This is a genomic window from Bradyrhizobium sp. CCBAU 45394 (assembly GCF_028128655.1).
Taxonomy (GTDB): domain Bacteria; phylum Pseudomonadota; class Alphaproteobacteria; order Rhizobiales; family Xanthobacteraceae; genus Bradyrhizobium; species Bradyrhizobium diazoefficiens.
In genome coordinates this window covers 104,417-120,221 of sequence record NZ_LBIX01000167.1, presented here as the reverse complement: position 1 = coordinate 120,221, position 15,805 = coordinate 104,417, and the positions used below count along the sequence as shown (strand labels likewise).

General features: G+C 66.0%; 14 protein-coding genes. 1 reads left to right on the top strand and 13 read right to left on the bottom strand.

Translation table 11 applies throughout. The annotated features are described in order from the left end of the window. Nucleotides 1-52: 52 nt before the first annotated feature. The 7 genes from arfB to WN73_RS24580 form a co-directional block, all read right to left on the bottom strand. Nucleotides 53-469: an alternative ribosome rescue aminoacyl-tRNA hydrolase ArfB gene (arfB, locus tag WN73_RS24610; protein WP_028174650.1), complete on the bottom strand. Its 417-nt coding sequence runs from the start codon at nt 467-469 to the stop codon at nt 53-55. A 117-nt stretch (nt 470-586) separates the two neighbouring features. Further along, nucleotides 587-1,957 (bottom strand): M16 family metallopeptidase, encoded by a 1,371-nt coding sequence (locus WN73_RS24605; protein WP_028174651.1) that lies wholly within the window; start codon nt 1,955-1,957, stop codon nt 587-589. Next, entirely contained in the window at nt 1,954-3,345 is a 1,392-nt protein-coding gene (locus WN73_RS24600; protein WP_442868805.1) for a M16 family metallopeptidase, read from the bottom strand. Before WN73_RS24600 ends, WN73_RS24605 begins: the two co-directional genes overlap by 4 nt. A gap of 204 nt (nt 3,346-3,549) precedes the next feature. Continuing rightward, nucleotides 3,550-4,278 (bottom strand): hypothetical protein, encoded by a 729-nt coding sequence (locus tag WN73_RS24595; protein ID WP_271555281.1) that lies wholly within the window; start codon nt 4,276-4,278, stop codon nt 3,550-3,552. Between the two features lie 96 nt (nt 4,279-4,374). Continuing rightward, nucleotides 4,375-4,869 (bottom strand): signal peptidase II, encoded by a 495-nt coding sequence (gene lspA, locus WN73_RS24590; protein ID WP_060910439.1) that lies wholly within the window; start codon nt 4,867-4,869, stop codon nt 4,375-4,377. A gap of 161 nt (nt 4,870-5,030) precedes the next feature. After that, nucleotides 5,031-8,045, bottom strand: a complete 3,015-nt coding sequence (ileS, locus tag WN73_RS24585; protein WP_271555221.1) for an isoleucine--tRNA ligase — start codon at nt 8,043-8,045, stop codon at nt 5,031-5,033. Between the two features lie 202 nt (nt 8,046-8,247). After that, on the bottom strand, nt 8,248-9,219 hold the full coding sequence (locus tag WN73_RS24580; protein ID WP_161536722.1) for a bifunctional riboflavin kinase/FAD synthetase: 972 nt from the start codon (nt 9,217-9,219) through the stop codon (nt 8,248-8,250). A 232-nt stretch (nt 9,220-9,451) separates the two neighbouring features. On the opposite strand from WN73_RS24580, the gene WN73_RS24575 reads away from it, so the two are divergent. After that, a complete protein-coding gene (locus WN73_RS24575; RefSeq protein WP_008567674.1) occupies nt 9,452-9,847 on the top strand; it encodes a response regulator in 396 nt (131 codons plus the stop codon). A 199-nt stretch (nt 9,848-10,046) separates the two neighbouring features. On the opposite strand, the gene WN73_RS24570 is transcribed toward WN73_RS24575, so the two are convergent. The 6 genes from WN73_RS24570 to WN73_RS24545 form a co-directional block, all read right to left on the bottom strand. Beyond that, a complete protein-coding gene (locus WN73_RS24570) occupies nt 10,047-10,901 on the bottom strand; it encodes a TIGR01459 family HAD-type hydrolase (RefSeq protein ID WP_271555218.1) in 855 nt (284 codons plus the stop codon). 15 nt (nt 10,902-10,916) lie between these two features. Continuing rightward, the gene (locus WN73_RS24565) at nt 10,917-12,407 is read right to left on the bottom strand and encodes an EAL domain-containing protein (RefSeq protein WP_161536721.1); all 1,491 of its coding nucleotides are present in this window, start codon (nt 12,405-12,407) and stop codon (nt 10,917-10,919) included. Between the two features lie 146 nt (nt 12,408-12,553). After that, entirely contained in the window at nt 12,554-13,684 is a 1,131-nt protein-coding gene (locus tag WN73_RS24560) for a YihY/virulence factor BrkB family protein (protein ID WP_271555217.1), read from the bottom strand. A 1-nt stretch (nt 13,685) separates the two neighbouring features. Continuing rightward, a complete protein-coding gene (locus WN73_RS24555; protein ID WP_271555215.1) occupies nt 13,686-14,273 on the bottom strand; it encodes a phage holin family protein in 588 nt (195 codons plus the stop codon). Nucleotides 14,274-14,362: 89 nt separating this feature from the next. Further along, nucleotides 14,363-15,322 carry a 50S ribosomal protein L3 N(5)-glutamine methyltransferase gene (prmB, locus tag WN73_RS24550; protein ID WP_271555214.1) on the bottom strand — a complete coding sequence of 320 codons (960 nt, stop codon included), beginning with the start codon at nt 15,320-15,322 and terminating at the stop codon, nt 14,363-14,365. Beyond that, nucleotides 15,322-15,804 (bottom strand): molybdenum cofactor biosynthesis protein MoaE, encoded by a 483-nt coding sequence (locus WN73_RS24545; protein ID WP_271555213.1) that lies wholly within the window; start codon nt 15,802-15,804, stop codon nt 15,322-15,324. The genes prmB and WN73_RS24545 overlap by 1 nt, the downstream gene beginning before the upstream one ends. Nucleotide 15,805 lies beyond the last annotated feature (1 nt).

Here is a 15,805-nt window from a genome sequence, read left to right as displayed (position 1 = left end):
AACGTGAACCTGCAAACCTCCGGCCGCTCGGCGGCCGGAGGTCTTTGCCCATTCAATCGTCGAAACTCCGGCCGCGTCCGGCCTTGACGTCGCTGCGACGCTTCTTGCCTTCGAGCCGGCGCTGCTTGGAGCCAAAGGTCGGCCGTGTCGCGCGCCGTGGCTTCGGCCGTATCATCGCCTCGCTCAGGATCTCGACGAGCCGGTCGATCGCGTCCTGGCGGTTGCGTTCCTGGGTGCGGAAGCGCTGGGCGTGGATCACGATCACGCCGTCCTTGGTCATGCGCTGGCCGGCGATGCGGGCGAGCCGGATCGCTGCATCCTCCGGCAGGGTCAGCTTGCGCGTGTCGAAGCGCAGCTGGGCCGAGGTCGCGACCTTGTTGACGTTCTGCCCGCCGGGGCCGGAGGCGCGGACGAAGCCGATCTCGATGTCGTCCTCGTCGATGACGAGATCGCGGGATATCCGCAGCATGATGGCACCATTCGTGATGTCCGGACATATCCCGGACGTTCACGTTCGGCAATGGCGCATCGTGGAAACGCAAATGGCCGGGCGAGCCCGGCCATTTCAGAAAACGTACGGAAGACCTCAGTTCGACTTGGGCGCTGCTGCCGCCGGCTGCGCGGCGGCCTGCGGGGCGCGGCCGACGACGACGGTCAGGAGGCCCTGGCCCCAGAGGCGCTTGGCGGCCGCCTTGGCGTCATCCAGCGTCACCGCGTCGACGATCGCGTTGCGCTTCTCGATATAGTCGATCGGCAGCTTGTCCTGCTGGTATTGCAGCAGCGCCTGCGCGAGCTTGGAGGACGTATCCAGCGCCAGCATCTGAGAGCCCTTGAGGTAGGACTTGGCCTCGTCCAGCTCCTTCTGCGTCGGGCCCTCCTCGGCGATGCGGCGCACCTCCTTCTCGATGGCGTCGATGGTGTCGCCGGCACGGTCGGCGCGGGTGCCGGTATTGCCGATGAAGACCGCCGAATGCTCCATCCAGAGCAAGGATTCGAACACCGAATAGGCGAGCCCGCGCTTCTCGCGAACCTCGCGATAGAGCCGCGAGGACAGTCCGCCGCCGCCGAGGATGTGGTTGACGACATAGGCCGCCATGAAGGTCGGGTCGCTGCGCTTCACGCCGGGGCCGCCGAAGGTGATGACAGTCTGCGGCACGTCGAGCGGCACGAAGGCGCGCTGCGGCGGCTTGGCTGCCTCGACGTCGGGCACCGGCACGAGATTGGCCTTGGCGGGCAGGCTGCCGAAGGTGTGGTCGAGCAGCTTGCCGAGAGTGGCCGGATCGACGTCGCCGACCACCGCGACTTTCAGCCCGTCCTTGGCGAGCACGCGGCCGACATAGTCCTTCATGTCGGCGACCGTGACGGTCGGCACGCTGTCCAGCGTGCCGTTGGTCTGCCGGCCGTAGGGATGATCGCCGAAGGCGACCTCCAGGAATTTGCGGCTCGCGAGCGACGTCGGGTTGGTGGTCTCGCGGCGCAGGCCCGAGATCACCTGCGAGCGGATGCGCTCGACGTCGGCGGTGTCGAAATGCGGCGAGGTCAATGCCATCCTGAGCAGGTCGAAGGCTTCGTCCTTGTTGTCGCGCAGCATGCGCAGGCTGCCGCGGAAGGTGTCGCGGGTGGCGCTAAAGGAAAGCTCGATGGCGCGGCGGTCGAGCCGCTCGTGGAAGGTCTTGGAGTCGAGATCGCCGGAGCCTTCGTCGAGGAGATCACCGACGAGATTGGCAACGCCCGACTTGTCCTTGGGGTCCTGGGCCGAGCCGCCGGCAAAGGAATATTCCATGGCGATCAGCGGCACGGTGGCGTCCTGCACGAACCAGGCCTCGATGCCGCCGGGCGAGACCAGGCGCTGGATCTTTGCAGCGGCCTGCGACGGCTGGACCGCGGCGAGCGCAAGCGCAGCGCCGGTGACGAAGGCAAGCGCGAAACGACGCGTGCGAAGGAAGGGATAGGTCACGAACGCTTCTCCTCGCGCTTGGTGGCGGTGGTGTCCTTGATCAGATAGCCCGTCACCGAACGCTTCTTCTCGAGCCATTTCTGCGCAACAGCGCGAACCTGGTCGGCGGTGACCGCGCGAATGCGGTCGGGCCAGCTCCTGATGTCCTCGATCGACAGGCCCGTGGTTAGCGCGCCGCCATACCAGCGCGCCAGCACCGCCTGGTTGTCCTGAGCGTAGATCGCTTCCGCGATGAGCTGCGTCTTGACCCGCTCGAGATCCTCGGCGCGGATCGGGTTCTGCGCGATGTCGGCGATGACGCCGTCGATCACCTGCTCGACCTCGGCGAAGCCGACGCCCGGTTTCGGCGCGGCCGAGATCGCGAATTGGGTCGGGTCGAGCGAGATGCTCGAATAGCTGGCGCTGGCGGAGACCGCGAGCGGCTTGTCGACGACGAGCGCGCGGTAGAGATAGGAATTGCTGCCGCTGCCCATCAGCTGGGCCATCACGTCGAGGGCCGCACTCTCGCCGGCCGCGGCCGTCGTGGCGGAGGGCACGAGATAATAGCGACGCAGGCTCGGTTGCTCGACGCGCGGGTCGGACAGCGTGACGGTGCGCGGCGCCGCCGGGTCCGGCTCCTGCGGACGGACGCGGCGTGCCGGGATCGCGGGCTGGGCCGGGATGGAGGCGAAATTGCGCTCGACCAGCGGGCGGATGTCGGCGGCCTCGACGTCGCCGGCGATCACCAGGATCGCGTTGTTCGGCGCGTAGAAGCGGCGGTAGAAGGCCAGCGCATCCTCGCGATCGAGCTTCTCGATCTCCTGATGCCAGCCGATCACCGGCCGGCCATAGGGATGGTTGAGATAGAGCGCGGCCATGATCTGCTCGTTGAGCCGCGCGTCCGGATTGTTGGCGACGCGCATGTTGTACTCTTCGAGCACGACGTCGCGTTCGGGCAGCACGTTCTCGTCCTTGAGGATCAGGCCGGTCATGCGATCGGCCTCGAACTCCATCATGGTCGGCAGCTGCTCTTTCGGCACGCGCTGGTAGTAGTTGGTGTAGTCGACCGAGGTCGAGGCGTTCTCGTTGCCGCCGACACGGAGCACGGTCTGCGAGAATTCACCGACCGGATGCTTCTCGGTGCCCTTGAACATCAGGTGCTCGAGGAAGTGCGCGAGCCCGGACTTGCCCGGCGTCTCGTCGGCCGAGCCGACCTTGTACCAGATCATCTCCGTGACCACGGGCGTGCGGTGGTCCGGGATCACCACGACCTGGAGGCCGTTGCTGAGCGTGAAGCTGGCGGGCGGGGCCGATGTCACCGTGGTCTGGGCGAGGGCGGCGTTGGCTGTCAGGACACTCGTCGAAAGCAGCGCGGTAAAAAGGCAGGCAACCGATCGGTTTGCGGACATCATGATCCCTGGTGAAAGGCCGAGCCCGGATGTCCGGCTCGGAGGCACGGCATGCTACACCGTGCGGCTGAGGCTTCGCGTCACGAAGCAGAGAACTCAACGCGTAGGCAAGTTACTGATAAGCAATTCAAGGGCCGCGTCCGGCGCGCATGAGCCGCCGGCGCCAGGTTCGCTACTGTCAGGACGTCGCGGCGGGCGAGGGGGCTATTGCTCCTTGTCCTTGCCCGACATGATGTCGAAATAGGTCCGCCGCGACTTGTCCGGACCGGCGCCATAGGCGTAGTTCGGCGACGGCGTCTGATAGCCCGGCGGGGGCTCGACCAGCGACTGGCGCGGGGGTTCGCTCGTGAATTGCTTTTCCTCGGAGCTGTTGCCGCCCTTCATCATGTTCCACAGGCCACCGGAGAAACCGAGCTGGGCGGGGCTGAGCGACGGGTTGCCGTTGGTGCCCGGCTGAATCGGATCGTTGCTGGTGCGCTCCGGGGCAGCTGCCGTGCCGGCTCTCATCTCGGCGGGCGTCAGCGGCTGGGCCGCCTGCCAGTTCTCCGTCGCCTTGACGGCCTTTTTCCTCTGAGCGATGGCCTCCTTGCGGCGCTTCTCGTCGGGGTCCTTCGGCCAGTTCGGCGCGTTCTTGGCTTCGGTGCCGGCGGGCGGCGGCAGGTCGAGCTTGGGCGGCACCACCAGCGGCGACCGCTCGCGGTACTCGATACCTTTCTTCTCCATGCTCTTGGCGCCGATACCGGACATCAGATTGTCGATGAGCTTCTCTTCGAAGGTCATGTCGTCATCATCGTCGCCGTCGTCACCGGCGCGGACCGGGCCTGCCGACATGACGAGACCGATGCCGAGCGCGACACCGGACAATTTCAATGCCCGCATGAACCCCCATTTGGGGTCTCGAACCATCGAACCGCTGGTCTTCGAGCTGCGCATCACTGTACCTGTTCCATATTGTGGCAGATTGCCGCTCGCACGCGGCCAACCCTCGCAAAAGGCCGGGTTCCACCTGCCGGTCCGTATCGGCCGGGATCAGGGCGCTTTTGCGGCGGGTACCCCCAGGAAGGAATCATACAGTAGCCCCGCCACCCCAGCAACGATGGCCACGTCCGCGAGGTTAAACACGTACCAATTATAGGTATTTCCGCCGATATCGAGATGAAACAGGGCAAAATCGACCACCGCGCCATAGGCCAGTCGGTCGATGCCGTTGCCGATGGCGCCCCCGATGATCAGCCCGAGCGCGACGGTCGCAAGCAGGGTGTGGGAGCGGGCCATCCAGATCGCCAGCGCGACCACCGCGATGGCCTTGACCGCCATCAGCGCGAGCTGCGCCGCCTGGCTGTCGTTCTGGAGCCAGCCGAAGCTGATGCCGATGTTCCAGGCCAGCACCAGGTCGAAGAACGGCGTCACCCGCACCGCGCCGCGATGGGCGAGGTCGAACCCGTTCAGCAGCCAGAGTTTTGATGCCTGGTCGAGGATGACCGTGGCGATGGCCGAGAGGATGCCGGCGCGGAGGGGGGTCATCGTGCGTGACCCAACGCCGCCGCGGCATACTCCGCCATCGTCCTGGCGAATGCCAGGACCCATAACCCCAGGCGGTAATCGTTTGAAAGACTCGGGGTCATCGATCTCTGTTCACCTTTGACGGCGGTGGTGATGGGCCCTGGCTTTCGCCGGGACGACTATCAGACCCCCACCCCCAGCGCCTTCCATTCGCGCAGCGCCTGGGCGTCGCGCGGGGTGACGTCGGGATACTCAGGGTCTTCGCCGACCGTCTGCGAGATCTTCCAGGAGCGGGCGCATTTGGTGCCGACCGCCTTCTCGACCATGACGGCAACGCCTGGCACCGCATCGAGACGGAACGCCGAAGCCGGCGCCTCGCCCTCGCGCACCTCGTAGTTCGAGGTGATGCAGACCTCGGCGAGGTCGGTGTCGAACAGCGTCGCCAGCATGTCGCGGTCGGCGACATAGATCACGGGCGATGCCTCCAGCGACGAGCCGATGTTCTTGGCGGCGCGTTCGAGCTCGAGCGCGCCGGTGACGACGCGGCGGACGTTGCGGATCGTCTCCCACTTCCCGGCGAGCTTGTCGTCGCGGAGCTTTTCGATGTCCGCCGGGAACAGGGTCAAATGGACCGAGGGCTCCGCGTTGGGGCGGAACATCCGCCAGGCTTCGTCGGTCGTGAAGCTCAGGATCGGCGCGAGCCATTTCAGGATGGCGTCGCACAACAGGTCGATCGTGGTAAGCGCGGCCTTGCGCGCCGGCGAGGACGGCGGATCGCAATAGAGCGTGTCCTTGCGGATATCGAAATAGAACGCCGACAGCTCCGAGTTCATGAAGGCCGCGAGGCTTGCGACCACGGTCTTGTAGTCGAAGGCGGCATAGGCTTTGCGAACGGTCTCGGCATGGCCGGCCAGTTCGTGCAGCATCAGCCGCTCGAGCTCGGGCATCTCGGCATAGGCGACCTTCTCGCTCGGCTTGAAGTGATGCAGCGTTCCAAGCATCCAGCGGATCGAGTTGCGCAGCTTGCGATAGGTCTCGATGGTGTTCTTCAGGATCTCGGGGCCGATGCGCTGGTCGTCGGCATAGTCGGTCGCGCAGACCCACAGGCGCAGAATGTCCGCGCCCGAATCCTTGATCACCTTCTGCGGCTCGACCGTGTTGCCGAGCGACTTCGACATCTTGCGGCCGTTCTCGTCGAGCGTGAAGCCGTGGGTCAGCACGATGTCGTAGGGCGCGCGACCGCGCGTGCCGGCGCTTTCCAGCAGCGAGGAATGAAACCAGCCGCGATGCTGGTCGCTGCCTTCGAGATACATCACGGTGTCGCTGCCGCCGTCGACCTTGCGGACGATGTTGCCGAGCTGCGGGAAGTTCTGGCGATCCTCGAGCACGAAGGCATGCGTGGAGCCGGAATCGAACCAGACGTCGCAGATGTCGTCGACCTTCTTCCAGTCTTCGCTCGCGCGGGAGCCGAGAAAGCGCTCGCGGGCGCCGTCCATGTACCAGGCGTCGGCGCCTTCCTCCATGAAGGCCTCGGCGATGCGCTGGTTGACGATCTCGTCCTGCAGGATCTCGGCAGAGCCGTCGCTCTTCTCGCGCACGAACACGGCGATCGGCACGCCCCAGGCGCGCTGGCGCGAGATCACCCAGTCCGGACGGTTGGCGATCATGCCGTTGATGCGGTTCTCGCCCGACGGCGGCACCCATTGTGTGACCGAGATCGCGTGCAGCGCGCGGGCGCGCAGCGTGTCGCCCTTCTTCGCATGGCCGTTCGCGCTGATGTCCTTGTCCATCGCGATGAACCATTGCGGCGTGTTGCGGAAGATCACCGGCTTCTTCGAGCGCCAGGAATGCGGATATTGGTGCTTGAGGCGGCCGCGGGCCAGCAGCTTGCCGGCGTCGATCAGCGCCTTGATCACGGCCTCGTTGGCATCGCCCTTCTCGCCCTTGTCGTTGATGACGCGTTTGCCGACAAAACCCGGCGCGTGGTCGGTGAAGGCGCCGTTCTCATCGACGGTGTAGGGGATCGTGGTGTTGATGCCGCGCGCTTCCAACTCGCGCGCATTCGCCATCCAGACGTCAAAGTCCTCGCGGCCGTGGCCGGGCGCGGTGTGCACGAAGCCGGTGCCGGTATCGTCGGTGACGTGATCGCCCGGCAGCAGCGGCACCGTGAATTCGTAGCCGCCGCTAAAACCCTTCAGCGGATGTGCGCATTCCACCGCGTCGAGCGTGTCCGCCGGCAACTCGCGCACCTTCTCATAGGTCGTGACGCGGGCCTGCTTGAACACTTCTGCGGCCAGCGCATCGGCCAGGATCAGGAGATCACCGGTCTTCGCCCAATTGTCCGCAGGCGCATCCGTCACCTTGTAGAGGCCGTAGGCGATCTTCGGTGAGAACGAGATGGCGCGGTTGCCGGGCAGCGTCCACGGCGTGGTGGTCCAGATCACGACGCTGGCGGAGGCGAGCGCGCCGTGCGCTGGCGAGGTGACCGGGAATTTCACCCAGACCATGTCGGAGGTGTAGTCCTCGTACTCGACCTCGGCTTCCGCAAGCGCGGTCTTCTCGACCACGCTCCACATCACCGGCTTGGAGCCGCGATACAGCGTGCCGTTGGCGGCGAACTTCATCAACTCGCGTGCGATCTGCGCTTCGGCTGGATAGCTCATCGTCTGATAGGGATGATCCCAGTCGCCGATGATGCCGAGCCGCTTGAACTCCTCGCGCTGCACGTTGATCCAGTGCGTCGCATAGGCGCGGCATTCTTTCCGGAACGCCACCATCGCGGCGCTGTCGCGGAAGTCGGGCTTCTGCTTGCCCTTCTTGCGGTAGTTCTCCTCCTCGATCTTCCATTCGATCGGCAGGCCGTGGCAGTCCCAGCCGGGCACGTAGTTGGAGTCGAAGCCGAGCATCTGCTGGCTCTTGGTCACGACGTCCTTGAGGATCTTGTTCAGCGCGTGCCCGATATGGATGTTGCCGTTGGCGTAGGGCGGGCCGTCATGCAGCACGAATTTGGCCCGGCCCTCCGCGCCCTTGCGCAACTTGCCGTAGAGGTCGATGTCGTGCCAGCGCTTGAGGATCTCCGGCTCGCGTTGCGGCAGGCCGGCGCGCATCGGGAATTCGGTCTGCGGCAGGAACAGGGTTTTCGAATAGTCCTTGGCGTCGGATTTTTGGGCGTCGGACTTTTGCGGCTTTTCGGACATGAGGCTGACTGGCTCGGAAGGGCGCGGGAACGGACGGCGATGCGGAATCGCGGGGTGAAACGACAAAATCCCGGTCTTGCGCCGAGCCGGAGGCTCAGGCGGAAGCCGGGCCGCTAATCCCTATGATGCGCCGCGCAAACATGGGCACTCCATAGCAGGGGGCTAAGGGAAGCGCAAAGGTCCGGCGGGCCGGCTTTCGGTCTCAATCGATGATTCCAAGCCGTGGAAACGCGTCCGGGGCGGCGGCCAGCATGGTGCGGGCGCGGGCGGAATCGTCGTCCATCTGGCGGATCAGGGCCTCGATGCTGTCGAATTTCAGCTCCTCGCGGATGAAGCCGATGAAGGCGCAGTCGAGCGCCTGCCCGTAGAGGTCGCCCTTGAAGTCGAACAGGAAGATTTCCAGCAGCGGCGCGCCATTGTCGAAGGTCGGGCGGCGGCCGAAGCTGGCCACCCCGTTCAGGCGCTCGGTCCCGCGACCGACCCGCACCGCATAGATGCCGTGCTTGAGGCCGCAATTGGCGTCCAGGCGGATATTGGCGGTGGGGTAGCCGAGGTCGCGGCCGCGCTTTTCGCCATGGATCACCTCGCCGGTGATGAACCAGGGGGCGCCGAGCATGGTGGTGGCCTCGTCGAGCTGCCCTTCGGCAAGTGCTATCCGGATGGCGCTGGAGGAAACCGGCCGCTCGTCGAAATCGACATGCGGCTGGACGTCGACCTCGATGCCGAGCCGGGGCGCTTCATTGACCAGCAGGCTGGGCGAGCCGACCCGTCCCTTGCCGAAATGGAAGTCGTAGCCGACCGCGATCGCGCTGACGCCGAGACGCCCGATCAGGTCATGGTGAATGAAATCTTGCGCGCTGGTGCCGGCTCTCGCCTTGTCGAACGTCATGACCACGGCGCCGGAGAGCCCGGTCCCGGCCAGAAGCCGCAGCTTGGCCCGCTCGTCCGTCAGGCGGAATTGCGGGGTATTCGGGCTGAAAAACCGCCGTGGGTGCGGCTCGAAGGTCAACGCCAGCGCAGGGCGGCCATGCGTCCGGCCCATTTCCAGCGCCGCCGCGATCACGGCGCGGTGGCCGAGATGAACCCCGTCGAAATTGCCCATGGCGACCACGGCGCCCCGGGGGATCGCGGAATCCGGCGTGGTGTCGCGGATAACGGTAAAATGCGGGGCCATCAGGGGAAATTCTCGAGCCGGCGGGACCGGCCGGGACCGTGGCGTGACCCGCCCGGCGAAGTCAAGCGGGGGGAGGCGGCGGCATTGAACGCGATTTCAATTCTTCGGGGGCGGCGGCAGTTAACGCGCTGTTTAACGCCTTGGTGCTAGTCCTTGAAACGTGGAACTGCACGGGCCTCCGGCCTGGCGGCTCCAATCGTAATATTCCTGGGTTTGCGTTGGGGGAGTCGAGATGGCGGTTGATTTGTCGATGCCGGTTCTGGTGGTGGATGACTACAGCACCATGATCCGTATCATCAGGAATCTGCTGAAGCAGCTTGGCTTCGAGAACATCGACGATGCCAGCGACGGTTCGGCGGCGCTGAACAAGATGCGCGGCAAGAAGTACGGCCTCGTGATCTCCGACTGGAACATGGAGCCGATGACGGGTTACGACCTGCTGCGCGAAGTGCGCGCGGATCCGAACCTCGCCACCACGCCTTTCATCATGATCACGGCGGAATCGAAGACCGAGAATGTGATCGCGGCCAAGAAGGCCGGCGTGAACAACTACATCGTCAAGCCGTTCAACGCGGCGACGCTGAAGACCAAGATCGAGGCGGTCTTTCCGGACATGGCGAGCGCGTAAGCGCGCCTGGGCTATCGGTTCAATTCGCAAGGCCCGGGCTCGTCCCGGGCCTTCTGCGTTGCGAGTGTCATTCCGGCGCGGTGCGCAGCACCGAACTATGGTGCGCGATTGCGCACCTGAGAATCTCGAGATCCCCCGATGCGCGATTGCGCATCTGAGGTCTGGTCCTTCGGACTATCCCGGGATGACGGCTATGCCGTCACCACTTCAATTCGCGCATCAGCGCCTTCGGCGGGTGGCCGAACAATTCCATCACGGATGCCGGGTCGAGCTGGTCAAGACCTTCGAACTCCTCGGCATGGATGCCGCGGGTGACGAACAGGCAGTCGATGCCGAATTCGCGCGCGCCGGTGAGGTCGGTGCGGACGGAATCGCCGATCGCCAGCACGCGCCTGCGGTCGATCTGGTGGCCCTGGCGTTCGCCGGCGAGCGCCATCGCGCGCTCGTAGATCGGCCGGTGCGGCTTGCCGTAGAAGATCACCTCGCCGCCGAGCTCGCGATAGAGCTCGGCGATCGCGCCGGCGCAATAGATCAGCCGGTCGCCGCGTTCCACCACGATGTCCGGGTTGGCGCAGACCAGCGTCAGCTTGCGCTCGCGCGCCTTCAGCATCATGCCGCGATAGTCTTCCGCCGTCTCGGTCTCGTCGTCATAGAGGCCGGTGCAGACGATGTAGTCGGCCTCTTCCAGCGGTGCGGTCACCGCATCGAGGCCGCGATAGATCGAGTTGTCGCGCTCGGGGCCCACCCAGAACATCTTGCGGCCGGGATGCTCGGCGACATAGAGCCGGGTCAGATCGCCCGACGAGACGATCGCGTCATAGGTCTCGTCGGCGACGCCGAGCTTGCGCAATTGCCGCTGCACGGAGTCGGCGGGGCGCGGTGCATTGGTGATCAGGATTACCGTACCGCCGCGGCTGCGATAGGTGTGCAGCGCTTCGCAGGCTTCGGGGAAAGATTCCAGGCCGTTGTGAACCACACCCCAGATGTCGCTGAGCACGACGTCCACATCGCCCACGAGCTCGCGCAGGCTTTCGGCGAAATGCAGCGTGGTCATGATGCGCACGGCCGATCAGATACGGCGCGCGAGCGCCGCGTTGCCGGTGATGCGTTGTGCTGGAGGAGCGGCTGACGTCGCGCCTGGGCTGGGTGTGCCGGAGACATTGGATCCCTGAATGTCCTGCGCCTGGTTCGGCGAGGCCCCGCCGGTAGCAGATGCCCCCTCCGGCCGCAATGGCCGGGGCGGCGCGAACAGGAACCCCTGGCCGAACCGCACGTCATAGTCGAGCAGATCGACCACGGCGCGCTCGCCTTCGATCCGCTCGGCGATCAGGTCGATACCGAAGCGGCCGAGCAGGTCGGAGAGGTCGGACGGGTGGATGTCGGAGGTCGAGGCCTGCCTCGGATCGAGCAACAGCGTGGCCGGCACCTTGATGAAGCGCACGCCGCGGTCGGCGAGCTCGCGCGGCTCGATGCGCAGATCCGTGACATGGTCGATCGAGAAGCGGAAGCCGCGCTGGGCGAGCGCGGCGAGGTTCTCGGACTCGGCCGGGCCGAGATTGCGGAAGGTCGACTGCTTGAACTCCAGCACCAGCGACGGCGCCAGCGCCCGGTTGGCTTCGAGGAAGTCGAGGCATTGCGCGAAGGTGGTGGAATTGCCGAGCGTGGAGGCCGCGACGTTGCAGAACACGCCGACGTCCTTGTTGCGGACCATCAGGCGGCGCAGCACCTGCACACAGCGCAGCATCACCATGTTGTCGACACGCCCGATCAGGCCCGAGGCCTCCGCGATGCTGATGAACTCCTCGGCGGCGATCAACTGGTCGCGCTCGTCGCGGACCCGTGTCACCGCCTCGTAGAACCGCACCTTGCGCTGCGGCAGCGTCACCATCGGCTGGAGGAAGATGTCGACGCGGTTCTCGTCGATCGCGCTGCGCAGCGTCGCCAGCAATTGGGTCTGGTTGCGTCCGTTGGGAGTCTGAACCGGATGGGCGGCTTGGGCCTGAACTGACGGTGCCGGCCGCGGCTGCGCTGCGGGAGGCGGGGGAGCCGCGGGAAGCGGTGGCGGCGCCACCGGCCGCTCCCCGAGCGGCGCGATCAGGTCGATCGGTGCTTCCGGTTCCGCCCTTGCGACCGGAGCGGGAGAGGGCGGCGTCGCGCCGGCCAGCAGGTCCTCATGGGTCGACACGGTGGACGCGAGCTGCTTGACCAGCCCGCCGAGCTCGTTGATCTCGCCGACCACCGACTGGATGCGGTCGGAATTGGTCGAATTGGACGAGGCGATACGCCCTTCGATCGCAGCCAACCGGCGGCCGAATTCCGCCACCTGGCGGGCGAGGTCGGCGGTGCCGCGCGAGAGGTCGGCGATCTGGCCGCCGACGTCGCTGCGGTCGCGTAGCCGCATCGACACCGCGTTGTAGAGGATCAGGAAGGTCAGCGCGGTCAGCGCCACGATCGCGGATTCGGTTCCGCTGATGCCGGCGACCGCGTAGAGCGCCAGCCCGAGCGAGGCCGCGACCAGAACCATGCAGATGGCGATGAAGATCGTCGAAATGCGAATCATGCCGCGCGTTACGCCTCAAGAGCTGACTGCCTCACCCGGGAAAACACGGGTTACTGTGCGAACCCGTCACGCCTCATGCTCCCCCAAGCCGCGTGACCCTAACATCATTGTTGATTCGAGGGGATAGCGGTCCGTTCGCGGCGAGGTCAGGCCGGAGCGGCGGCGCCGACCGTATCCGCAGAGACCGCCTCGCGGCTTCCGAGCGGCCTCGGTTGCCCGGTGGTCGTGTCGCGCAGGGTCTGCCGTTCGATCTCCGAGTTCAGCTCGGCGCCGAACATGATAACGATCGCGGACATCCACATCCACATCATCAGGCCGATCGCCGCGCCGAGCGAGCCGTAGGTGGCGTTGTAATTGGTGAACTCGGACAGATACCAGGACAGCAAGGCAGAGCCGGCAATCCAGAGCAGGGCGGCCGCCACCGCGCCGAGGCTCAGCCATTGCCAGCGCGGCGCATCGCGGCTGGGTGCGAAGCGGTAGAGGATGGCAAGCGCCACGAGCAGGATGAGGAACAGGAGCGGCCATCGTGCCAGCGCCACGATCAGCTTGCTTTCGGGCGCCATGCCGAGATGATCGAGCGCGAGCGGGAAGGCGACGACGGCGCCCACCATCAGCAGCAGTGCCACGATGCCGCCGGCCGTGAAGGCCAGCGACACCAAGTTCAGCCGGATGAAGCTGCGCTTCTCGCGCTCCTCATAGGCGACATTGAGGGCATCGAAGATCGATTTGACGCCGGCATTGGCGCTCCAGATCGCAAGCAGGAGGCCGAGCAGGAAGGTGACACCAAGCGTTGTATTGCCCTTCGACACCACGCGCGCGACCTGGTCCTCGACGATCTGGAACGAGCCCTCGGGCAGCATCGTCGCAAGCGTTTGCAGGTTGGCGCTGATCGTCGAGGGATCGGCGAGCAGGCCGTAGGACGAGACCAGCGCGGTGACTGCGGGGAAGATCGCGAGCAGCCCGAAGAACACGACACCGCCCGCCGTGGCGAGCAGGCGATCGTTGTCGATGCGCTGATAGGTACGCCAGAAGATATCCTTCCAGCCGGCCCAGGGGATAGCGAGGGGACTCTTCGCACGGCGGCCATGGCCGGGCTGCACGGCCGCACGCGCCGGGCTCGTTTCCGGTGCATTCGCCTCGCCGTTGCGGTGGTCTTGCAGAGGCCCCGGCCGGACCACGTCGGGGTCCTGGAAGTAGCGCTCTGCGGCCAGCACGAAGACGGCCGTGGTGGCGATCAGCAGCCAGGAGTCGAGCTGCCCTGAGCGCCGCGCGGGCATCTCAAGCGTCCAGTCCGTGCCCGTGCCGTCTCCGACGCGCGGCCGTGAAGCCCAGCAGCCCGACGGCTGCGAGCATCAGACCCAGCTGCACGGGACGGGTGGCGCGCAGGGGCCGGGTGTTGCCGCCGTGGCTGCGTTCGCCGGGCGCGAGCGGCGCCAGGGGAATCGTCGTCGCGACCTCTTTCACCGCCTGCTTGACCGTTCCGCGCGGAATCCGCGGGGTGGCGATCGCAACGCGCAGGCGGCTGGCAAGCGGCACGATCGGCTTGTCCCGACGCTTCATCTGGGCCAGAGCCGCGCCGCCGCAGCATGCAGCCAGGACCAACAGCACGGCGCCGACGGCACCGAAGCCCCAGAACTGTCCGTAGGTGATCGCGATCCAGCGGTACAGGGCGACCAGGCCGACAAAGAAGGCCGCGATCAGGAACAGCCCGGCCACTGCGAACAGGCCGGCCGCGACCGCATAGGACGTCGCCCGTCCCGTGGCCTGGCTGGTGCGGTCACGCAAGTAGGACCGGGCGGCACGCTTGAGATGGTTGAGTTTCAGCGCCACGCCGACGCGCAGCAATTCGCCCGATGGCGCGAGCATGCGGACATCCTCCGAGAGCGAGACATTCGTCGGGGATGAACGTGACGGGATTTGACTTGTTCCGCGCGGAGTGCCGCCGCGGCGGCCGATCAGCCGAGATCGGCGGCCGCGATCCAGAACACCTCGCCTTCGGAGTCTTCGGTGTCCAGCCAGAGCAGCGGCAGTTCCGGGAAGGCCTCGTCGACCAATTCGCGGCCGCGGCCAATCTCGCAGATCAACCCGCCGTCCGGCGTCAGGTGCTCAGGGGCGTCGCGCAGGATCCGGCGCACCACGTCGAGACCGTCGACGCCGCCGTCGAAGGCAAGCTTCGGCTCGGCCCGGCATTCCGGCGGCAAGGCCGCCATGCCTTCCGCATCGACGTAAGGCGGGTTGGTGATGATAAGGTCGTATCTGTTATCGCCGAGCGGGGCGAACAGGTCGCCGCGATGGAGCGTGACCCGCTCATCGAGCCCGTGCTCCCCGACATTGCGCGCGGCGACTTCGAGCGCGCCCTTGGAGATGTCGACGGCATCGACCGTTGCATTCGGGAAGTGATACGCGGCGAGGATGGCAAGGCATCCCGAACCCGTGCAGAGGTCGAGCACGCGCTCGACGGCCGTGGGGTCGTCGATCAGCGAGCCGGCCTCGCCGTCGCCGCCGAAATGCGAATCCAGCAGTTCGCCGATGTAGGAGCGCGGGACGATGACGCGCTCGTCGACATAGAAGGGCAGGCCGCGCATGTAGATCTTGTTGACGAGATAGGCGGCCGGTTTGCGCGTGGTCACGCGCCGATGAATCAGGTCGAGGAGGGTCTTGCCTTCCGCGGCGGTGACGCGGGCGTGGGCAAAGGCCTCGAACTGGTCGGGATGCAGATGCAGGGCCTCGCAGACCAGGAAGGCCGCTTCCGCCACCGGATCGGTGGTGCCGTGCGCGAAGGAGAGCTTGGCTTCATTGAAGCGGCTCACGGCATAGCGGACGTAGTCGATGAGCGTGACAAGCTCGCCGCGGCCGACCTTCGCAAGCTTTGGCGCGGCGCGGCCGCGCGCGGTCTTTTTCGAAGCTCTTGCCATCAGGATTTCGTCCAGCGTGCGGCGGCCTCGTCGTCACGGGCGTGGACCTCGACCCAGCCGGTGCCGGTGACGCTCTCTTCCTTCTTCCAGAACGGCGCGCTGGTCTTGAGATAGTCCATCAGGAACTCGGCCGCCTGGAATGCGGCCTGACGATGCTGCGAGGCGGTCAGCACCAGCACGATGTTCTGGCCGGGCATGAACCGCCCGACGCGATGGATGACCGTGACGCCGTTGAGCGGCCAGCGCGTGGTTGCCTCGTCGACATGACGCTTGATCTCTTCCTCGGCCATGCCGGGATAATGTTCGAGCGTCAGCGCGGCGATCTTCGCGCTATCCTCGTCGCCGCGGCAGATGCCGGAGAAGCTCACGACCGCGCCGATGTCGGTCCGGCTCCTGGTCAGGAGCGCGATCTCGCGCGCGATGTCGAAATCGTCCTCTTGAATACGGATGGTGACGGGGCCGGTGGTCGCAGGGGAAGTCATG

Excerpts from the sequence above, each read along its gene's own strand:
- ileS (WP_271555221.1), bottom strand. The coding sequence starts at position 8,045 with ATGTCCGAAAAGCCGCAAAAGTCCGACGCCCAAAAATCCGACGCCAAG.
- WN73_RS24570 (WP_271555218.1), bottom strand. The coding sequence starts at position 10,901 with ATGACCACGCTGCATTTCGCCGAAAGCCTGCGCGAGCTCGTGGGCGAT.
- WN73_RS24575 (WP_008567674.1), top strand. The coding sequence starts at position 9,452 with ATGGCGGTTGATTTGTCGATGCCGGTTCTGGTGGTGGATGACTACAGC.
- WN73_RS24600 (WP_442868805.1), bottom strand. The coding sequence starts at position 3,345 with ATGTCCGCAAACCGATCGGTTGCCTGCCTTTTTACCGCGCTGCTTTCG.
- prmB (WP_271555214.1), bottom strand. The coding sequence starts at position 15,322 with ATGGCAAGAGCTTCGAAAAAGACCGCGCGCGGCCGCGCCGCGCCAAAG.
- WN73_RS24560 (WP_271555217.1), bottom strand. The coding sequence starts at position 13,684 with ATGCCCGCGCGGCGCTCAGGGCAGCTCGACTCCTGGCTGCTGATCGCC.
- WN73_RS24580 (WP_161536722.1), bottom strand. The coding sequence starts at position 9,219 with ATGGCCCCGCATTTTACCGTTATCCGCGACACCACGCCGGATTCCGCG.
- lspA (WP_060910439.1), bottom strand. The coding sequence starts at position 4,869 with ATGACCCCCCTCCGCGCCGGCATCCTCTCGGCCATCGCCACGGTCATC.
- WN73_RS24545 (WP_271555213.1), bottom strand. The coding sequence starts at position 15,804 with ATGACTTCCCCTGCGACCACCGGCCCCGTCACCATCCGTATTCAAGAG.
- arfB (WP_028174650.1), bottom strand. The coding sequence starts at position 469 with ATGCTGCGGATATCCCGCGATCTCGTCATCGACGAGGACGACATCGAG.
- WN73_RS24565 (WP_161536721.1), bottom strand. The coding sequence starts at position 12,407 with ATGATTCGCATTTCGACGATCTTCATCGCCATCTGCATGGTTCTGGTC.
- WN73_RS24595 (WP_271555281.1), bottom strand. The coding sequence starts at position 4,278 with ATGCGCAGCTCGAAGACCAGCGGTTCGATGGTTCGAGACCCCAAATGG.
- WN73_RS24555 (WP_271555215.1), bottom strand. The coding sequence starts at position 14,273 with ATGCTCGCGCCATCGGGCGAATTGCTGCGCGTCGGCGTGGCGCTGAAA.